General features: G+C 55.8%; 15 protein-coding genes. 11 read left to right on the top strand and 4 right to left on the bottom strand.

Annotated elements, in window-relative coordinates:
- The first annotated feature begins 35 nt into the window (after nucleotides 1-35).
- From P0120_06180 to P0120_06170, 3 genes are all read left to right on the top strand, one after another.
- Entirely contained in the window at nucleotides 36-446 is a 411-nt protein-coding gene (locus P0120_06180; GenBank protein ID MDF0673915.1) for an ACT domain-containing protein, read from the top strand.
- A gap of 12 nt (nucleotides 447-458) precedes the next feature.
- Entirely contained in the window at nucleotides 459-1,127 is a 669-nt protein-coding gene (locus P0120_06175) for a septal ring lytic transglycosylase RlpA family protein (protein ID MDF0673914.1), read from the top strand.
- Nucleotides 1,128-1,368: 241 nt separating this feature from the next.
- A complete protein-coding gene (locus P0120_06170; protein MDF0673913.1) occupies nucleotides 1,369-2,634 on the top strand; it encodes a hemolysin family protein in 1,266 nt (421 codons plus the stop codon).
- Here P0120_06170 and ligA read toward each other — a convergent pair whose 3' ends face one another.
- Entirely contained in the window at nucleotides 2,635-4,695 is a 2,061-nt protein-coding gene (gene ligA, locus P0120_06165; GenBank protein MDF0673912.1) for an NAD-dependent DNA ligase LigA, read from the bottom strand.
- Between the two features lie 232 nt (nucleotides 4,696-4,927).
- On the opposite strand from ligA, the gene P0120_06160 reads away from it, so the two are divergent.
- The gene (locus P0120_06160) at nucleotides 4,928-5,572 is read left to right on the top strand and encodes a LysM peptidoglycan-binding domain-containing protein (GenBank protein ID MDF0673911.1); all 645 of its coding nucleotides are present in this window, start codon (nucleotides 4,928-4,930) and stop codon (nucleotides 5,570-5,572) included.
- A 10-nt stretch (nucleotides 5,573-5,582) separates the two neighbouring features.
- Nucleotides 5,583-7,079, top strand: coding sequence for an anthranilate synthase component I (trpE, locus tag P0120_06155; GenBank protein ID MDF0673910.1), 1,497 nt, complete (start codon nucleotides 5,583-5,585; stop codon nucleotides 7,077-7,079).
- 1,451 nt (nucleotides 7,080-8,530) lie between these two features.
- Here the strand turns inward: trpE and P0120_06150 are convergent.
- The 3 genes from P0120_06150 to P0120_06140 form a co-directional block, all read right to left on the bottom strand.
- A complete protein-coding gene (locus P0120_06150) occupies nucleotides 8,531-8,998 on the bottom strand; it encodes a transposase (GenBank protein ID MDF0673909.1) in 468 nt (155 codons plus the stop codon).
- Nucleotides 8,999-9,141: 143 nt separating this feature from the next.
- On the bottom strand, nucleotides 9,142-9,375 hold the full coding sequence (locus P0120_06145; GenBank protein ID MDF0673908.1) for a hypothetical protein: 234 nt from the start codon (nucleotides 9,373-9,375) through the stop codon (nucleotides 9,142-9,144).
- 30 nt (nucleotides 9,376-9,405) lie between these two features.
- Nucleotides 9,406-9,750: a hypothetical protein gene (locus P0120_06140; protein ID MDF0673907.1), complete on the bottom strand. Its 345-nt coding sequence runs from the start codon at nucleotides 9,748-9,750 to the stop codon at nucleotides 9,406-9,408.
- A 273-nt stretch (nucleotides 9,751-10,023) separates the two neighbouring features.
- On the opposite strand from P0120_06140, the gene tssJ reads away from it, so the two are divergent.
- The 6 genes from tssJ to tssB are packed head-to-tail and all read left to right on the top strand — an operon-like array spanning nucleotide 10,024 to nucleotide 17,904.
- Nucleotides 10,024-10,425: a type VI secretion system lipoprotein TssJ gene (gene tssJ, locus P0120_06135; GenBank protein MDF0673906.1), complete on the top strand. Its 402-nt coding sequence runs from the start codon at nucleotides 10,024-10,026 to the stop codon at nucleotides 10,423-10,425.
- A 16-nt stretch (nucleotides 10,426-10,441) separates the two neighbouring features.
- Nucleotides 10,442-11,776: a type VI secretion system baseplate subunit TssK gene (tssK, locus tag P0120_06130; protein MDF0673905.1), complete on the top strand. Its 1,335-nt coding sequence runs from the start codon at nucleotides 10,442-10,444 to the stop codon at nucleotides 11,774-11,776.
- A 9-nt stretch (nucleotides 11,777-11,785) separates the two neighbouring features.
- Nucleotides 11,786-12,466, top strand: a complete 681-nt coding sequence (gene icmH, locus P0120_06125) for a type IVB secretion system protein IcmH/DotU (protein MDF0673904.1) — start codon at nucleotides 11,786-11,788, stop codon at nucleotides 12,464-12,466.
- Nucleotides 12,463-15,696, top strand: coding sequence for a type VI secretion system membrane subunit TssM (tssM, locus tag P0120_06120; GenBank protein MDF0673903.1), 3,234 nt, complete (start codon nucleotides 12,463-12,465; stop codon nucleotides 15,694-15,696). Before icmH ends, tssM begins: the two co-directional genes overlap by 4 nt.
- A gap of 58 nt (nucleotides 15,697-15,754) precedes the next feature.
- Nucleotides 15,755-17,365: a type VI secretion system protein TssA gene (tssA, locus tag P0120_06115; GenBank protein MDF0673902.1), complete on the top strand. Its 1,611-nt coding sequence runs from the start codon at nucleotides 15,755-15,757 to the stop codon at nucleotides 17,363-17,365.
- A 50-nt stretch (nucleotides 17,366-17,415) separates the two neighbouring features.
- Nucleotides 17,416-17,904 (top strand): type VI secretion system contractile sheath small subunit, encoded by a 489-nt coding sequence (tssB, locus tag P0120_06110; protein ID MDF0673901.1) that lies wholly within the window; start codon nucleotides 17,416-17,418, stop codon nucleotides 17,902-17,904.
- Nucleotides 17,905-17,926 lie beyond the last annotated feature (22 nt).

Below are 17,926 nucleotides of genomic sequence, written 5' to 3'. Positions count from 1 at the left end.
GGTTTTGACGCCGGAGAGCCACGAGGAGTACTGATATGCCGACTACGACGCAGCTTGTCATCAGCGGTCAGAGTAAGCCGGGTACTCTTGCCAGAGTGACGGCGGTCCTCGGTGAAGCGGGAGTCAATATCAAGGCTTTCTCCGCACCGGAAGTGATGGGGACGGGCAAGTTGCGTCTGCTGGTCGCGGATCTGGAAAGTGCCCGCGCGGCCCTTAAGGCGGCGAAGATTAAGTTCGGCGAAGAAACCGCACTCCTGTTGAGTCTCGAAAATAAGCCTGGAGCATTGAGGAAAGTGGCAGATATCTTGATGAAGAGCCGGATCAACATCAAATGCGGCTATTGTACACCTTCACGTGAAGGGAAGCGGGCGATCGTCGTTCTAACCGTTTCCAACATTGACAAAGCCTTGACTCTTCTACGCAACCAGTCGCTCGACGAGTTTTGATCGATGCGGCCGATGCCGCTCACGAAACCTACCCTTTTGTTCATAATCGTGGTTGGACTGGGTGCCTTCCTCTACCATGGCTGTGCCACAGCTCCCCGTCCAATTGACCGTTTTCCTGGGTATCCGGTTGGATTTGTAGAACGAGGGATGGCCTCGTGGTATGGCCCTGGTTTTCATGGGAACAAGACGGCTAATGGAGAGCGGTACGATATGTACAAACTGACGGCTGCTCATCGGACGCTGCCGCTAGGGTCCGTCGCAGTTGTTCATTCGTTGACCTCTGGGCGTCATGTTACAGTCAGGATTAATGATCGAGGGCCGTTCGCCAGGGGGAGAATTTTGGACCTTTCGTTGGCCGGTGCTCAAGCGCTCGGGATGGTCGGCAACGGAACCGATCAGGTCGAACTGCAAGTTGTCGCCTATAACTCTCGACCCGAAGGGATGGGGCTGTTACGGGTTCAAGTCGGTGCCTTCGCCGATCTTCAGAATGCCCGGGCGCTGTTTGCACAAGTTCAACGAGATTTTCCCGACGGGCGTATTATCCAGGTAGATCTTCCGGAAGGGCGCCGTTACCGAGTCCAAATTGGTCGATTCTTGACTGAATCGGAAGCTCAGGTGGCTGCGGCTCGTCTCGATCGTGCGTTACGTCTGCAATCGTTTGTTGTTCGGGATGATGGCTGAACACTGAAGGACGGCGCCTTGGCCCATTGGAACTGATTGATTTTTAAGCACCATTTGTTGAATGACTTGCTTGCGTTTGATCCCTGTGATAGATGTATCAGTCGTGAGTTCTATTCTAAGCGGTGAGGCTATCCTAATCTTACGATCCGCTGAAGGGTGGGCCGAGAGGTATCCTCTGGGGGACGCTCGGCTTTTCATCAGGCCAGCCATACTGGTTCAACGTCCCTAATATACGACTGCGATGGACATCCTCATCCTTTTAGGATTGATAGGGTTATCCGCTATTATTTCAACAGCCGAGATCGGCTTCTTCTCGGTCAACGAAACTCGGCTGAAAGCATTGGCGCAGAACGGCAGTAAACGGGCAGCCAAAGCCCTTCAATTGAGGAGCGACCCCCAAAAGCTCCTCTCGACCATTCTGGTAGGTGACCGCCTCGTCAGCACTGCGACGCCTATGTTGGCCACCTTCATCACATTGAATGCCTATGGAGGCCAGGGTGTGTTCGAAGAAGCGATCGGGGTCATGGTCGGTATTTTGACCTTCGTGCTTTTGGTGTCGGTGGATGTCATTCCAAAGACTCTAGCGGCAAAGTTCTCCGTACCCGTGACGCTGAACATGGCCTACCCAATCTATTGGGTCCAGGTCATGCTGAGGCCTCTGCTTTTTCTGATCGTCCCCCTGATCTACAGTTTGACGGGGGGAAAGGGGTTGACGCTTCCCTTGGTGACGGAAGAAGAGCTGAAAATCATGTTGGACCAAGGAGGAAAGACCGGGGAATTAGAATCGGAAGAAGTCAAAATGATTAAGAACGTGTTTCAACTGAAGGATATTACGGCGGAGGATGCGATGACGCCGCGCATCTATGTGTTTTCTCTCGACGGGAATCTTCGACTTAGTGAAGCACAAGAGCTGCTCTATAATTCCAAGTATTCCAGAATTCCGCTCTATGACGGCATGCTCGATAACATCACTGGGATTCTCTACAAGGCGAAGGCGCTGACCGAGTTGGCCAAGGGGAAAACCGATTTGCGCCTTCGGGATATCGCCCATCCTCCGCTCTTCGTCCCGGCAGGGAAAACGGCGGACGACTTGATGAAGCAGTTCCAGCAGGAAAAGCGGCATATGGGAGTCGTCGTCAACGAATTTGGTGGTGTCATGGGACTGGTGACGCTCGAAGATCTTCTTGAGGAAGTGGTGGGTGAGATTGTCGATGAAACGGATATCACGGAAGAACTCATCAAACGTATCGGAAAGAACCAAATCCTGGTCCATGGACGGACGGAAGTTCGAAAGGTGAACGACTTCTTGAAAGTCGAGCTTGGCGATGAAGCCCTGACGATCGGAGGGCTGATCCAGGAAAATCTTGGTCGCATCCCTCAGGCAGGAGAAGAACTCCGCATCGAGAATTGCCGTCTGGTGGTCCATGAGGCAGATCCTCGATCGATACGAAGCGTGCAAATTTTCAAAGTCGAAAAAGTGCCTGTCCCGGTGGAAGCCTCGGTGTGACTAGCCTTCTTTTTGCTGCTCTATCAAGTCTAGGAAGGCCTTCTCGTCAAGGACGGTCACACCTAATTCCTCAGCCAGATCGAGTTTAGAGCCAGGGTCTGTCCCGGCTACGACGTAGCTTGTCTTCTTGCTGACGCTGGAGGACACTGTGGCGCCCAACCGTTCGACCAACGCCTTGGCCTCATCTCTCGTCAGCCTCATCAAACCACCGGTGAACACGAAGCTCTTTCCTGAGAGAAACAAAGCTGCGCGGTTCTGAGGCGAGGGTGTATCGACGATCGACAAGCCTAGTGTATGCAGTTGGTCGATGACCCGTCGGTTCGAGCTTTCTTGGAAGTAGGAGACCAAACTTTCGGAGATTTCGGGACCGATCTCTCGGGTTTCCTGAAAACGGTCGCGGTCAGCCGACATGATGGCATCAAGCGAGCCGAACTCTTTCGCGAGCACTTTTGCGACGTGCCGTCCTACTTGACGGATTCCCAGGCCCATCAAAAATCGGTCGAGCGAGACGTTTTTGCTCCGAGCGATGGCGTCAAGGAGAAGGGCCGACGATCGTTCCGCAAAACCCTCGAGTTCAAGAAGTTGTTCAGGCCTTAGCCGATACAGGTCGGATAGATCCTTCACGAGGCCGTGGTCGACCAATTGGGCAACCGTTTTCTTACCCAGTCCCTCGATATTGAGTGCGGCCTTCGATGCGAAGTGTTCAATGGCACCTTTCAGCTGGGCCGGACAGGCGGCTTGGCCGGTGCAGTAGAAGTAGGCACCCTCTCTTGCCACGGCAGAACCGCATATCGGACAGTGAGGTGGCATTTGGAAAGGGTCTGACCTGACTTCATTCGAGACGGGGATACGCTCCGCGATCGCTGGAATGACATCCCCTGCGCGCTCGATTCGAACCCTGTCGCCTATGCGGATGTCCTTTCTTGCCACCTCATCGGCATTGTGTAGGGTTGCTCGGCTGATGGTGACCCCGCCCACTTCCACCGGCTTCAGTAGGGCGAGTGGGGTCAAGGTTCCAGTCCGGCCGACGGAGACGGCAATGTCTTGTACCTCCGTGATTTCCTTCCGAGGAGCAAACTTGAACGCGATGGCCCAACGAGGGCTTCTGGATTTCATTCCCAGCCGCGCCTGCCAATCCCCGCGATCGACTTTTACCACGACTCCATCAATTTCATAGGGGAGATTGTCGCGCTGGTCATCCGTTTCCCGGTGAAATGCCAAGACTTGGTCGATGGTCTCGCATCGTCGGCGAAGGTGAGGCACCGGAAGTCCACACAGAGCCAACGTCTCCAGTTCAGCCCAGTGCGATGGCGGAGGAACTCCGGTCATCGCCATCACTTCATAGCAAGTGACAACAAGCGGCCGAGAGGCAGTGATCTGCGAGTCGAGTTGCCGAAGAGAGCCGGCGGCGGCATTGCGCGGGTTTGCAAAGGCGTCGTCCCCCCGTTCCGTCATTCGGCGGTTGAGCGCATGAAAGTCGGAGAGACGCATGTACACCTCGCCCCGCACGGCTAGATGATCCGGGTACGTGCCGGCCTGCAACTGTAGAGGTAACGATCGAATCGTACGGAGATTAATGGTGATATCCTCGCCGATATTGCCATCCCCACGGGTTGAACCACGAACAAACGTCCCGTGATCGTAGACCATTTCAACCGACAGACCGTCGAATTTTGGCTCGACCGTGTACTCGACTTGATCCGTGTCCAACTCCCGTTTCATCCGCAGGTCGAAGGCCAGGACATCCTCAGGATTCACCAACGAATCAAGGCTCAACATGGGCCGTTCGTGCTGTACCTTGCCGAGTTCATCCAAAGGAGAGGCACCGACGCGTTGGGTCGGTGAATCGAGGGTGATCAGCTCCGGGTAAGCTTCTTCGAGATCGACCAGTTCTCGGAACAACCGATCATACTCCCCATCGGAGATCTCGGGTCGGTCCTTGACGTAGTAGAGATAGTCGTGATGCCGGATTTGGTTTTTGAGTTGCGCGAGACGCTCCTGTTCGACGCGAACGGCCTTCGAAGAGGACGGAGAGTCGTCATAGAGTGAATCCTGTTGCATCGCTGCGCTCAATGAGGGGGAGCCTCGACGATCATCTTTAGGGGGTCATGACAGGTGACGTTCGGCATGAAAGGGGAGAGAGGTCTGAACCGTGCTGACCCTAGCATAGGGCAGCGGAAACGGTCAAACAGGACAGGCCCGGTCCGCTTTGACTTTCGCATCATTGACCACTATTCTAAGCGTCTCTTCGGCAGGTCTGAAGTCGCTGGAAAGCCCGGGCAAAGGAGGATATATGCAGAAGGGAGAGCAGCAGGTCTGTGAACGAGCGCGGAGGATTCCTTTCTTAGGGATACTGCTCTGTACTGGTTTGCTGGTCAGTGGGTGTGTCGTGTTAGAGGAAAAATACAACGCAGAAAAAGCCAGAAGCCTGAATTTTCAACGCCTGCTCGCTCAGGAAGAAAAGCGGACGGCCGAGCTCGACAGTGAAATCAGGCATACCAAGGCTGAACTGGCTGAATATGAGGCGAGGAATCGTGAGCTGTCTACACAGGTGCAAATGGCACGAGAGCAGATGGCACGGCTCCAAGAAGAGACTGAAGCGATCCGGGAAGCGACCCTGCTGGAACGAAAAGCCTTGGAGGATATGCAGCGGAAAGGCCACTCCCCTTCCGCCAAACCGAAAAAAGCTGAACTGCCGAAAGCTGCTTCCAGCGGTCGCGGAGGAGCCAATCTGCCAGACAAGGGTATGGCGGCTGTGACCGAGCCGCCCCCTCCGTCTAAGGTAGCAGCAGGAACTGTGCATGTGGTGAAGCCTGGGGAAACCCTATTCAGCATCAGCAAGCGGTATGCGATTGAGGTCGATAAGCTGAAGAAGCTGAATAATCTGCCGGATGACATCGTCGAGGTTGGACAGAAGCTCCAGGTGGGAGCAGAGTAAGCGGAACGATATGCGGACCGCGACCTATTCACTCACGCTGGATGAGTTTCGCTCGTACGCAAAGCAGGGCAATCTCATTCCTTTATTCCGTGAAGTCTTGGCGGACCATGATACCCCGGTCTCAGCCTTTGCCAAGATCGATCATGGGCCTTCGGCCTATCTGTTGGAAAGCATTCAAGGGGGGGAAAAGTGGGCCAGATATTCATTTCTCGGGAGTGGGTCTCCGCTCGTCATCTACGAAGATCGTGGCGATCTTTGCCTGAAGAAGGGTTCGGATTGCCGTCGGATCCCTAGCCGAGGAGCGCCGCTGGACCGTCTCCGGGAGATCATGGAGACCTATCGCACCGTGACCGTTCCGGATTTGCCTCGCTTCGTGGGTGGAGCCGTCGGTTACCTTGGTTACGACATCGTCAAGACTTTTGAGGATCTTCCCTCTCGCAGAAAGGACCACCTCGATCCACCGGAGTTTGCCTTTCTACTGACCGAGACGCTCCTCATTTTCGATAACGTATCGCAGAAAATCAAAGTCGTGGCCAACGCGCAGGTGAAGTCAACGTCGGACAGAGACGTTCGCGCCGCATATCGTGAAGCGACAGGCAGGATTGAAGCAATGATTGCGAGACTCCGGCGGCCTCTGAGGCGCGTCAGGGCGAAGCGCCGCCGCTCTCCAATTCGGTTTACGGCAAACATGAACAGGGCGGATTTTGAAAAAATGGTGTCTCGCGCCCAGGAATACATCAGTGCCGGAGATATCTTTCAGTGCGTCCTGTCGCAGCGATGGGAAACGAATCTCCAGGCTTCTCCGTTTCAACTCTATCGGGCGTTGCGCCTCGTGAATCCGTCGCCGTACATGTATTATCTCAGGATGGCAGGTGTTGAACTTGTGGGCTCGTCTCCCGAAATTCTTGTGCGGTGTGAGGACGGGCTTGTCTCGGTACGCCCTATTGCCGGCACCAGACGGCGTGGTGCGACGCCGGATGAGGACTCGGAATTAGAGCGCCGTCTTCTTGCCGATGCCAAGGAACGGGCCGAGCATATTATGCTGGTGGACCTCGGACGCAATGATGTTGGTCGTGTGGCTGAGCAGGGGTCCGTCCAGGTCGAGTCATTGATGAATGTCGAGCGGTACTCGCACGTCATGCATATGGTCTCGAATGTCACAGGCAAGCTGTGCGCGAACAGGACGGTGTATGATGTGCTGAAGGCCTGTTTTCCCGCCGGTACCGTATCCGGTGCCCCCAAAATCAGAGCGATGGAAATCATCGAGGAACTTGAGCCGACCAGACGCGGACCCTACGCCGGCGCCGTCGGCTACGTCGGGTTTTCGGGGAATATGGACATGTGCATCAATATCCGTACCGTTGTTGTCTCTCGGCATCGGGCCTTCATCCAGGCCGGCGCGGGAATCGTCGCCGACTCGAATCCGGAACATGAGTACGAAGAAACGTGCAATAAGGCCTGCGCCATGATGAAGGCGATCGAACTGGCGGAACAGGGGCTGGAGTAGGAGAAAGCCTATGGCCAATAGTGCATGACTGATAGTAACAGGTTATAACGCCAACAATCCCTTCCCATCAACGAGGCCAGCCCGAACAATCCGCTGAACCCCATCAATCGGTACAACCCCAGCGCTCCTTTCAGCCCTCTCAACACTTTTCCTGCTCGTGTGAGCTGATGAACACCTTGCGCGGTGATTCGGGTCCACCCATTGGCGGTTGAAGGCGGCCAATAAGCATCTGCAAGGACTCTCGTATTACCACCGCAAACACTTACGTCTCCATTCAGCATGGTGTGTTTGTCAATCAGCCGAGCGAATCACAACCGCTCCCTTGTCGGCTGAGATTCCGTAGCGAATTTCTGCTTGGCGCACGACGTGCCAATTCGGGTGACATGCATCCGAATGTTGAAGGGTTAATGCCACAGCGAGTTTCGCGTAGAGTGACGCACTATGCCTCAACTGAAAATTGCGTGCTTGGCCGCGGCTCCAAGTAACCGGCCTAAATCCAGTTGGCCTTATTGCCTCTCGTAACGTCTCGTTCCTTCATGGATAAATCGAATTACTCTTGATACCTCCCTTTGGTCATTAAATAAAGAGGGTGGAACAATTCTGGCCGTGAGCCACAGAAGTGGACACCATACAGTTCGTCGCCGGAAGAGGGCATTAACTGAAGAGGAATGACGTGCGTGGTGGAAGGATAACTCCTGATCCCGATCCGTCGAATAACATCGCCGAACCTGCCATCGTACGTTAGTTTTTGGCTGACGTCGTTTGAGGGGCCAATGTTAGACACTCTTTCTGGGCGCGTAATAATCGCCCGCCCATGAAGGAGTGTTTGATCCTGCGACAGTCTGTGGAGCGTTACTGGATTGTGGTCGTGCTGCCACTGGATTCAGTTCTCACAAAACATTGTCCAACAGGACAACGACTTGGAACATGAAGATGATCGACCTTAGTGCCATAGGGCTCTATCCAAGAAGTAACATGTGAGAGATTATGTGGCAGCACAACCGCTGAGCACTCATCCAAGCCTCTGCAGATATTCGCTACAAGGACTTCTAATGGACTGCGGCATTCTGCCACGCACTCCGGCATCCTGAGAACTGTTGATCAGGCACCTCACGGGGTTCTTTCCTTTAATTCTACGTACTTCAACATATATTGCTTCAATGAAGAGTCTCCATTCAGGTGTGGTACGAGATTGGCAGCATCCTTGATTTTGCAATGACAAGAGGAAACCACAATGGAGTCAGGGCGAGTTCTGAACCAAGAGATTGGAAAGTTGAGTGCGGGAAATCCATTCGTAAGGTCCGGCATTAGAACGGCGATGGAGGACTCATCAGGCGAGACTATCTACCAAACTTGGGCACGTTCAGTATGCGCATTCCAGGAAAGAATACCGGTGATAGTTCCGTCTGACAGAACATTATAACCTGCTTCGAAAATGCCGCCGCGGTCTCTTAGGTGATCGGCTCGAGGATGACCCGATGGTCCAAGCGCTCCAACGGCTTAACGTGCTGGCGCGTGGCTTGCTCCGGGTCTCGCTGCTCGTGGTACGTGGTTCCCCACATCTGGCGCGGGACCTGGTCCTTGAGCAGGCGATAGATCATGACCAGGATCGTATGCGCAACAGCCACAAGCGCCTTCTTGTGCCCCCGATAGCGCATGACCCGGCGATACCGGGCCGCCAGGCGGCTGTCTTTCACCCGAATCGCGGCCAATGCGGCTTTCATCAGGGCCGTGCGCAGCCAGCAGTTCCTTTTCCGCGTCTTGCTGCCGGTGTGCTTGTCCGCACTCTCATGGTGGCGGGGACAGATGCCGGCCCAACTTGTCAGATGCCGATCCGAGGGAAACGGACGCATATCCACGCCGATCTCCGCCACGACTCCCTCAATCACGCGCTGGTCCACCCCCGGAATCGCATCCAAGGGGGTCACCACCGCTGCGAAGGGGCAGAGCTGCTCCTCGATGCGCGCCTCAGCCGGTCGACGGCCTCCTCCGGGTAATCCAGATGCGCCAGGAGTTCACTGACCAGGAACGCATGATGCCGACGAAATTGTCCGGTCAGGACCTACTGCAAGGTCGGCAGCTTGGCCAGCACCGCCGGATCGGTGGTGCCCAGTACGAGCGGCTCCAGCATGGCGCGGCCCGACACCCCGAGGATGTCGGTGGCCACCGAGACCAGCTTGATCCCGGCATCTTCCAGCACCTTGTGCAGCCGCTGAGCCTCACGGGTGCGCTCTTGGATGAGCACCTTGCGGTAGCGGGTCAGATCCCGCAGTTTCCGAATCGGTGTTGGCGGCACAAAACTTCCCCGCAAGAGCCCATGCTCCAGTCATTGCGCAGTCCAGGCGCAGTCCTGCGCGTCGGTCTTCCGTCCCGGCACGTTGTGCATAGGGGCGGCGTTGACCGAGAGACAGCGAAAGACGTCTTCGAACAGGTAGTAGACCGGCTTCCAGTACAGGCCCGTGCTCTCCAGGGCGACATGCGTCACGCCGCGCATCATCAGCCAGTTATGCAGAGTCAACAGATCGGCGGTCATCGTGCCAATGGTGCGGACATGCTGCTCGCGGTCCCCCGCTGGGCCGGGCACCCGGATACAGACCGCCACTGTCTGCTTGTGCCCATCCTCAAAATTGAAAGTAGATCCAATGTGTGTCGGATAGCGCAGTGTTCTCATCGGTGACATCTCGATCACACCTCAGAAAGGCAGACGGAGTCCGTTGTGCCGGAGAAGAGGAAGACCAATTTTATAGCTTATTGTGGAGTGGGACACCGACCACAGGAGGAAGCCTCGATCGGTCCTTATCGAGCTACCCCCCTTCTACCCTGTGTGCCAATATCCGCTCACTCCCCTGATCTCCGAAGCCATCACGCATCTGCAATTCGGAGAGGGCTGTGCTTAGAGCGGCTCAGGCTTCCGGTAGTCCGACAGGTGCTCATTGTTTTGAGTATGAGCCTGCTGGCGCTCGCCGTGGGTGCATGCGGTTCTCTCAAAGTGACCCTGTCATCCCAAGTGCCTCCTCGTGATGAAAGGGGGCAGCCTCTCCCTGTAGTCATGCGTCTCTATCAACTCAGCAGCAAAGATCGGTTCGAGAAGGCGGACTTCCTGTCACTGGTAAAGAGCGACCAGAAGCTCCTCGAACAGGACATCCTATGGAGAAAGGAGACTGTGCTGTTTCCGAGTGCTGAGTTGGTGGTGAAAGAGGATCGGAAAAAAGGAGCGAAATACTTCGCAGTCGTGGCGCTATTTCGCGAAAAGGGGACTACCTGGCGACAAGTGGTGGATTTGGGCCGATTGTGGCCCCTCTCCGTGAAGGTAAAGGTCTACGCGCGGACGGTTACCGTGGATTGACTGAAAGCCGACATCTATGAATCGGCCGCACAAAATCATCTGGCACGAGGGCATGTTCCTGACCCCTCATCATTTCCAGCAGTGGGACCGCTATTATGAGCAGTTGCTGCATGACCGGGTCCGGGCGGTAAACCCCTTCGGGTGGGGGGTCACTGAAGTACGACTGGATCAAGAGGACCTAGCTAACGGTCTTGTCCGAATCGTGGCCTTGCAAGGGGTAATGCCGGACGGGACGCTGATGCGGATCTCACCAACTGATTCCGAGAACGGAAGCGTTGTGCCCCCCCGCTCAATCGATCGTTGGTTCCCTCCTTCGCTGGATCACTTGGACCTGTTTGTCGGTATTCCCACCGAGCGGCTGGCAGGCCCGAACTGGGTACTGGACGAGAGTGCCGGAACAGCACCCACACGCTATGTCGGTGCACGAGCCAGTATTGCCGACCTCAATTCAGGAGAAAAGCGCGAGATTCTGCTCGCCCGGGAGAACTTTCGCATTCTTTTCTCAGGAGAAGATGCGACCAACTTCATTACCCTGAAAGTATCGGAACTCGAGCGGGGCTCGGGGGGGAAACCGGCGATGCGGGAAAGTTACGTGCCCCCCTGTTTGTCCATCAGTGCGTCGCCCTGGCTGATGCGTCTTTTGCGAGGCCTCCTCGAATTACTGTCCGGCAAACGTAAGGCTTTAGCGGCTCAACAGCTCGCGGCAAGCCCGGCAAGTCTGGATCAAGCGAGATGGTCGCGTCTTCACATCTTGAATGCGCATCTTCCTGTCCTGTCCCACTACAGCCTTGTGGGGCAGCCTCACCCGGAAGCATTGTATTTAATCTTGGCACGGTTGACCGGCGAGCTGAGCACTGTTTGCCCGATTCTCGATCCGATGGACATCCCCAAATACGACCATTTCAATCTGTCCGGCACGTTCCGGGAATTGGATCTGAGGATCCGGCAGGCGCTTAAGCAAGAGGACACGCGAGTGGTGACGATGCCTCTAACATTGATGAGTGAGTGCATTCGGCAAGGCGTTCTCAGCGACGATCAGCTCAGTTCCGGCCGCATCTATCTCGTCGTGGCGAGCGGCCTTGCAGATGAGCAGATTCCACAGTTCGTGAGGCAGATTCGCATCGCAGCCCCGAATGAGGTCGAGAGCATTGTGAGCGGGGCATTGGGGGGCTTGGGTGTTTTGCATGTCCCAAATCCCCCGCCGACCATGCCGGTGGAAGCGGGATACAAGTATTTTCAACTGGATAACCAAGGGTCGCTATGGCCGCCGATTTGTCGCGCCCGGGCCATTGGGGTGTATGTACCGCCGGTGTTGAAAGACGTGAAGTTGGAACTGATGTGGACGAAGTAGGTGTTCGCCATGTCGGCGAGTCTCCTCTCCCTGTTTAGTGATCCGCTGGTATTGGGTACGTCACTGAGGACCGCCCCCGATTGCGGTGAGCCGGAGGCGCTTCAGTCTCATCTCCTCGACATCTTCTATCAGATCAACCAGGCAGGGGGTGACATGGGCATTCCGGGGGGGACCTTGCGCTTGGCTCGCTACGCCCTAGCTGCCTACTTGGATGAGATGGTGATGAGCTCACACTGGGGCAAGAAGCATCAATGGCCGGCGATGAGTCTGCAGAGCGAGTTGTTTAATACAGATCTCGCCGGCCAGGGGTTTTTTCAAAATCTGGAAGAGATTTGGCGTGGGCACCCCCTGAACACGGACCTGCTGGAGCTGTATTACCTGTGTTTGGCTTTGGGCTTCGAAGGGAAATACAAACTGCAGGGGCGAGAACAACTCAGGGCGTTGATCCAAGACTTGGGCCGTGACCTGCAGACGAGGCGCGGCGAAGTTCCCCCGCTCTTGGATGTACCGTTGCCGAGCGCTCCACCGGTGAAGCCCCCGGCTGCGGCGATCCCTTGGATGCTGGCTGTGGGCGCCATTGCTCTCGCGATCGTGTCGTACGGGATCCTGATCATCAGCATCACCAGGAATACCGATGCGGTAAAGACCAGCCTACAAGACCTGGCGCAGAAAGTGCCATTGAACCGATGACGACCATGACCGAAAACATGCATCGAACCAGAGAAGCCTTCAAAGCGGCCCTGACGCACACAAGAGAATATGCGAAGAAACTTCATGATCTGATCAGCCGGAAGAGACCGGAGGACCGCCAAGGTCGCGTCGAGATAATGAAAACCGGCTTTGAACAGGCCATTGGATCTTTAAGGGAAAGCATATTAGGCCAACAGGCTGTGTCCGGTCTCCCCTGGTACCTGCTGATCGGGCCGGCGGATTGCGGAAAGAGCACAGTGCTTAAGAATTCCGGCCTCCAGGCGGCCACGTACCCTAGGGAGGAGAAAGAACATTCTGCCTCGGGTCGCACCCATGGTTGCGACTGGTGGGTTACGAACGAGGGGGTGTTCCTTGACACGGCCGGACGTTACGCCGCAGAGGACGAAGGTCGGGACGAATGGCTGGCGCTACTCGACACGATTAAGGAACAACGTCGTCAAGTTCCGTTAAACGGTGTACTTGTCATGGTGAGCCTGCCGGATTTGTTTGTCGCGAAAGACAAGGAAATCGAGCTGCATGCGAAGAAGATTCGGGCACGTCTGGATGAATTGATCCAACGGCTGGGCGTCGTGTTTCCCGTCTACCTCGTACTCACGAAGTGTGATTTGTTGCGCGGCTTCGTTGAGTTCTTTGAGAATTTGAACAATGTTGCCCGTGAAGAACAGGCGTGGGGACGCACGTTTCCTGTTGAGGCTCCGGCTGGTAGCACGCCGTTGAATCAATTCGAAGCAGGGTTTGAACGGTTGCTGCAAGCGTTACACATGCGATGTCATGCGAGGCTGCTCTCTCTCCTCGGTTCAAGAAAAATTCAGGAGGTCTTCAGCTTTCCCTTGCAGCTGAGCGCGGCGAAACAGAACCTCACCCACTTTGTCGATCAGTTGTTTCCGCCCGCGCTCAACCAGGACCGCCCCTTGTTGCGAGGGTTTTATCTCACCAGCGGCACGCAAAAGGGCCAGCCGCTGGATCAAGTGGTGAATGCGGTCAATCGGCGGGCCGGCTTACCAGAGTTCGTGGGGGCTCCGTGTGGGGAGCCAAAGGAGCAAGGGCCCTATTTCATCAAGCAACTGTTCACCGGCATCATCATTCCGGACAAACGCCTTGCTCGACCATCGTCCGCCGCGAAGCGTCGCATGATGCTCCAAAAACGTATGGTCACTGTAGGCGCGGCCGTGGCTGGGGTGGCCTGTGTGAGTGCGGCCGTTTACTCCTATTCGTTAAATGGGGAACTCGGCGAGCAAATCAGAGAAAGCGCCGAGAAATCGTACCACTCGATCATTCCGGAGGCGACGCCGTTCATCGAAAGCGTTCAGGACAGGAATTTAGATCGATTCCGACAATTGGTGCAAGTCCTACAGACAGACCGAGAAGAGGGTGCGCCGTTGATGCGTCGATGGGGCATGAATCGGGAAGCCACCCTCCATGAGCCGGCAAGAGATCTCTATATCGGCTTGTTCTATCGGCTCTACCGAGACCACACCCGTACGCAGTTGGAAGATACCTTGCGGTCCTTTGCAGCCGATCCGTCAAGAATGCCGGCAAACCGGGACAGTGACTTTTACTATTCCTATTTGAAGACCTATCTCATGTTGTCGGTCACATCCGATGAGAAAGAGCCGATTCACTTGGATCAGCCGTTCCTCGCCGAATGGCTCAGGCAGATCTGGCACGAGATCCTGCCGAGTCGCTACGGGGTGAAAGCAGCCGCTCCTGAGGTGATGAAGGCGGTGGATCAGCAGATCGACACCTACAGCCGTTTGCTGCGTGAGGGACAAGCGCCTTTTCATCGAGATCTGGGGTTGGTGCAGGCAGCAAGGACGGCGCTACAGCAGTTGCCCTATCCCGAACGCATCTATGCCCGTATTCAGCGCGAGATGATGCGCGAGTACAAACCGGAACCTGTCACACTGGCCTCGCTGTTACAGGGAGCGAAAACGAGTCTGCTGGAGAGTAATTATGAGATTCCCGGCTTCTTTACGCCGAAATTCGATAACGGTCTGTTTAACAAAACCAGGGATCGGATATTGGATCAGGCCTATACGGATTCCTGGGTACTGGACGTCCCGCCTGACTCTCGTGCGGATGTGGAGAAAGCCGTTCACGGCTTGTACCGAACAGACTATATCCGTGAGTGGTCTGAATTTCTCGCCTCCGTCAAATTGAGACCCGTGAGCAACAGAGAAGAGGCCATCACCCTCTTACTCGGACTGACGCAAGATACCTCGGTGTTGGTCACGCTTTTGAAGGCCGTCGATAGCAATACCTCTTTCAGTGCACTCTCGGATTTCTTCTGCGACGTAAGCAAGGGCTGGATCCATCGTGACGTCCCATCCCATCCCGTGGCGGAAACGTTCAAGTCCTTGCATGAGTTTGTGACTTCGTGTCCCGAAGGGGAGGGAGCTCCACTGAAGCAGTACATGCAGCAGTTACAGCAGCTGAGGGATGCGCTGACTCGCACTTCCCACGGCGGAGAGCCGTCGGCTGAGCAAAGGCAAGCCGAACACCGGCTGGCGGAACTCATCACACGTTTCGATCAGAGAGCACAGGCGGCCGTTCAGCTCCTTCTTCAGCCTCTGCGTTTGGCCGATGTGGAGACGGGATTGGAAGACTGCGCAAAAGCGATCGGAGAGTTATATCCGTTCCGTCCGGGACAATCCGATGAAGCCACGATCCCAGATTTGAGTGAATTCTTCCGTCCTGAGAAGGGCCGGCTGTTGACGTTTTACAAATCAACCGTGAGTGGGGGGTATCGTCAGGCCAAGGCAATTTCTGATGCACTGTTTCCACCAGGAAGTTCTGAACCGAAAGTGCCGTTTGAAATGAAACCTCTTGCCATCGGAGGGGTGGGGCTCAGCGAGATTCGGTTGGTCATCGAGGGGCAAGAGCTCGTGTATCTCAACGGAGCGCCGGAACTCTTCTCTCCGTTTCAATGGACCGGCCAGTCCGAGCAGCGCGGGGCTCTGTTGCAGATTGTGGTCGGAGTCGATGAGTCACGACGCAAGACCTATACGAAACAGTATGAGGGGAGATGGGGCTTGTTTCGCATGCTGCAGGAAGGCAATCCCGTTCCGGTCAGTCCGACGGAATTTCGCTTGTCCTGGACGTTCTCCATCGGCGGCAAGAAGGTCGTTGACATCCAGTTTAACTTAAAGGCCGAGCATGTAAAGCACCCATTCGCGCCGGAATTTTTTTCAAGCTTTCGTTGTCCGTAAGTTACGGACGCAAGGATTCAGGGATAATCTGCGCATCGACTAAAAAGGCGAAGAAGACATGATCTCAGATCTGACTACGGAGTGGCGAGAAATTGGGGCAAACCCCATTCGCTCTGACGCGCCGACCGGTGCGCCAGCCAGGGACGATGCCGACTTTTTAGCCATCCAGGAAGAAATTCAAAAGATGGAATCCCTGGTCGGCAAGCCGGTCGACTGGAAGGGGGTCGTGAGCGGTGGGAGGATTGTGCTCGGCGAACGATCAAAAGATTTACTGGCAGCCAGTTACGTCTGTCTCGGATTGTTACATGCAGAAGGGTTTCAGGGGCTTGCCGCGGGCCTTGCTTGCATGCATGAGATGGCTGCCCACTATTGGGATGCGCTCTATCCGGATGCCAAGCGCCTGCAAAAGCGGGTCGACGTACTTGTCTGGCTGCGTGAAAAACTGGAGGCTGCGGTCGGCGGAAGATCACCCTTACCTCATGATCGAGAAGCGCTCCAAGTTTGTGAGGAGCTCGCTCGGACGCTGGACGAATTACTCCTCAACAAGCTCGGGGATAAAGCGCCGGGGTTCGTGGGGCTGCGAGCTGTTCTTCAACGGCAGATGGAGAAAGTCGTTCAGTCTCCAGCCAAGCCTGCTGGCGACAGGCAGGAGCTGCAACCCGATGAGGCACAGGTACGGCCCCTGGGGGTGCCTAGGACAATCTCTACTGCCGAAGAGTGCCGTAGCGCCTTGCGTGAGGCAGATGAACTGATTCGCCGAGCTGCGGTATTTACCCGCAGCCAGGATCCCTCTTTGCCGTGGCCCTATCGCATGGTGCGAGCCGCCACGTGGATGACTCTTCAAATGCCCTCGCCTCTCAATGACGGCTTGTCGCGAATTCCTCCGCCTGCGCCGCATCTGGTGCATCGGTACCGAGAGCTGGAGGATAAAGGGCTCTGGCCTCAGCTTCTGGAGCAAGTGGAGTCCCAATTTCCCCATCTGCCGTTCTGGCTCGACCCTCATCGGATGGTCGCCCATGCGTTGGAACAGTTGGGATCCTCATTTGGCTTGGCAAAAGAGGCGGTGGAGGACGAGATCAAGGCACTCGTTCGCAGGCTCCCAGAACTGCCGGCCTGCCGCTTTTCCGACGAAATGCCGTTCGCGGATGAAGCGACGAGGCGTTGGCTGGATGAGCTTCAGAGAACCCAAGTGGAGGCAGCGGCCTCTGATGGAAGAGGCAAGGTCAAGTTGATAGGGAACGGTGAGCGACTGGCCGAGCTTCGTCTGCAAGCTGTGACATTGGTGGAGCAGGGCCAGGTGAGAGAGGCCATAGGGCTTCTGCAGAAAGAATCGGGCTCGGTGGCATCGGAACGAGATCGGTTCTTGCTGGGTCTGGAGACTGCGAAGCTCTGTCTGCGCGCTGGTTATCCGAACGTTGCTCTGTCCCAGCTGGAAGGACTCGATGAGCACATTAGCCGATTCGCCCTTGACCAATGGGAGCCGAGCCTCTGCCTCGATGTATGGAAAACGATGTGGCAACTTCTCGAGCAACTGGGGAAGGACTCCAAGCGACCGGTCCCAGAATGGTCCAGTCGGCGAGAGGCACTGTACCGCCGCATCTGTCGGGTGGATGTGTTGTCCGCGTGGGATATGGAGACGAAACGCACATCGGCGCGGCCGCTTCCATAACGACACAAGCCGGCGTCTTGGGTGCAACGTCATACAGGAAGGAGTACGCCATGCCAGGTGGAAAAGAAGGTTCAGTGGCACCGGAAGAAAGGGTCAATATCGTCTTTAAGCCGGCAACCGAGGGGGCACAGGAAGAAAAGGAGCTTCCGCTCAAGATGGAATTCATAGGCGATTTTACGATGAGGACGGACGATACACCGCTGGAGGATCGCAAAAAGATCTGCATCGACAAGAACAACTTCGACGAGGTCATGCGGAGTCAGCAGCTCGAGCTGTCGATGACGGTTCCGAACAGGCTGTCCGGTCGAGAAGGGGAGGATATGCCGGTCACGATCCGGATCAACGGGATAAAGGATTTCAACCCTGACTCTATCGTTCAGCAGGTGCCGGAACTCAATAAACTGCTGGTACTGCGGGCGGGGCTCCAATCATTGAAGGGACCCCTCGGGAACGTGCCGGCCTTCAAGAAAATGATCGACAGTCTGATCGGGGATGCTGCGACGCGCCAGCAGCTGCTTCAAGAACTCGGCGTGGGATAATCGCAATAGCCCGCGCACAGGG

Source organism: Nitrospira sp. (assembly GCA_029194675.1).
Taxonomy (GTDB): domain Bacteria; phylum Nitrospirota; class Nitrospiria; order Nitrospirales; family Nitrospiraceae; genus Nitrospira_D.
The sequence above is the reverse complement of the archived record's forward strand: the minus strand, read 5'-3'. Positions and strand labels throughout refer to the sequence as shown.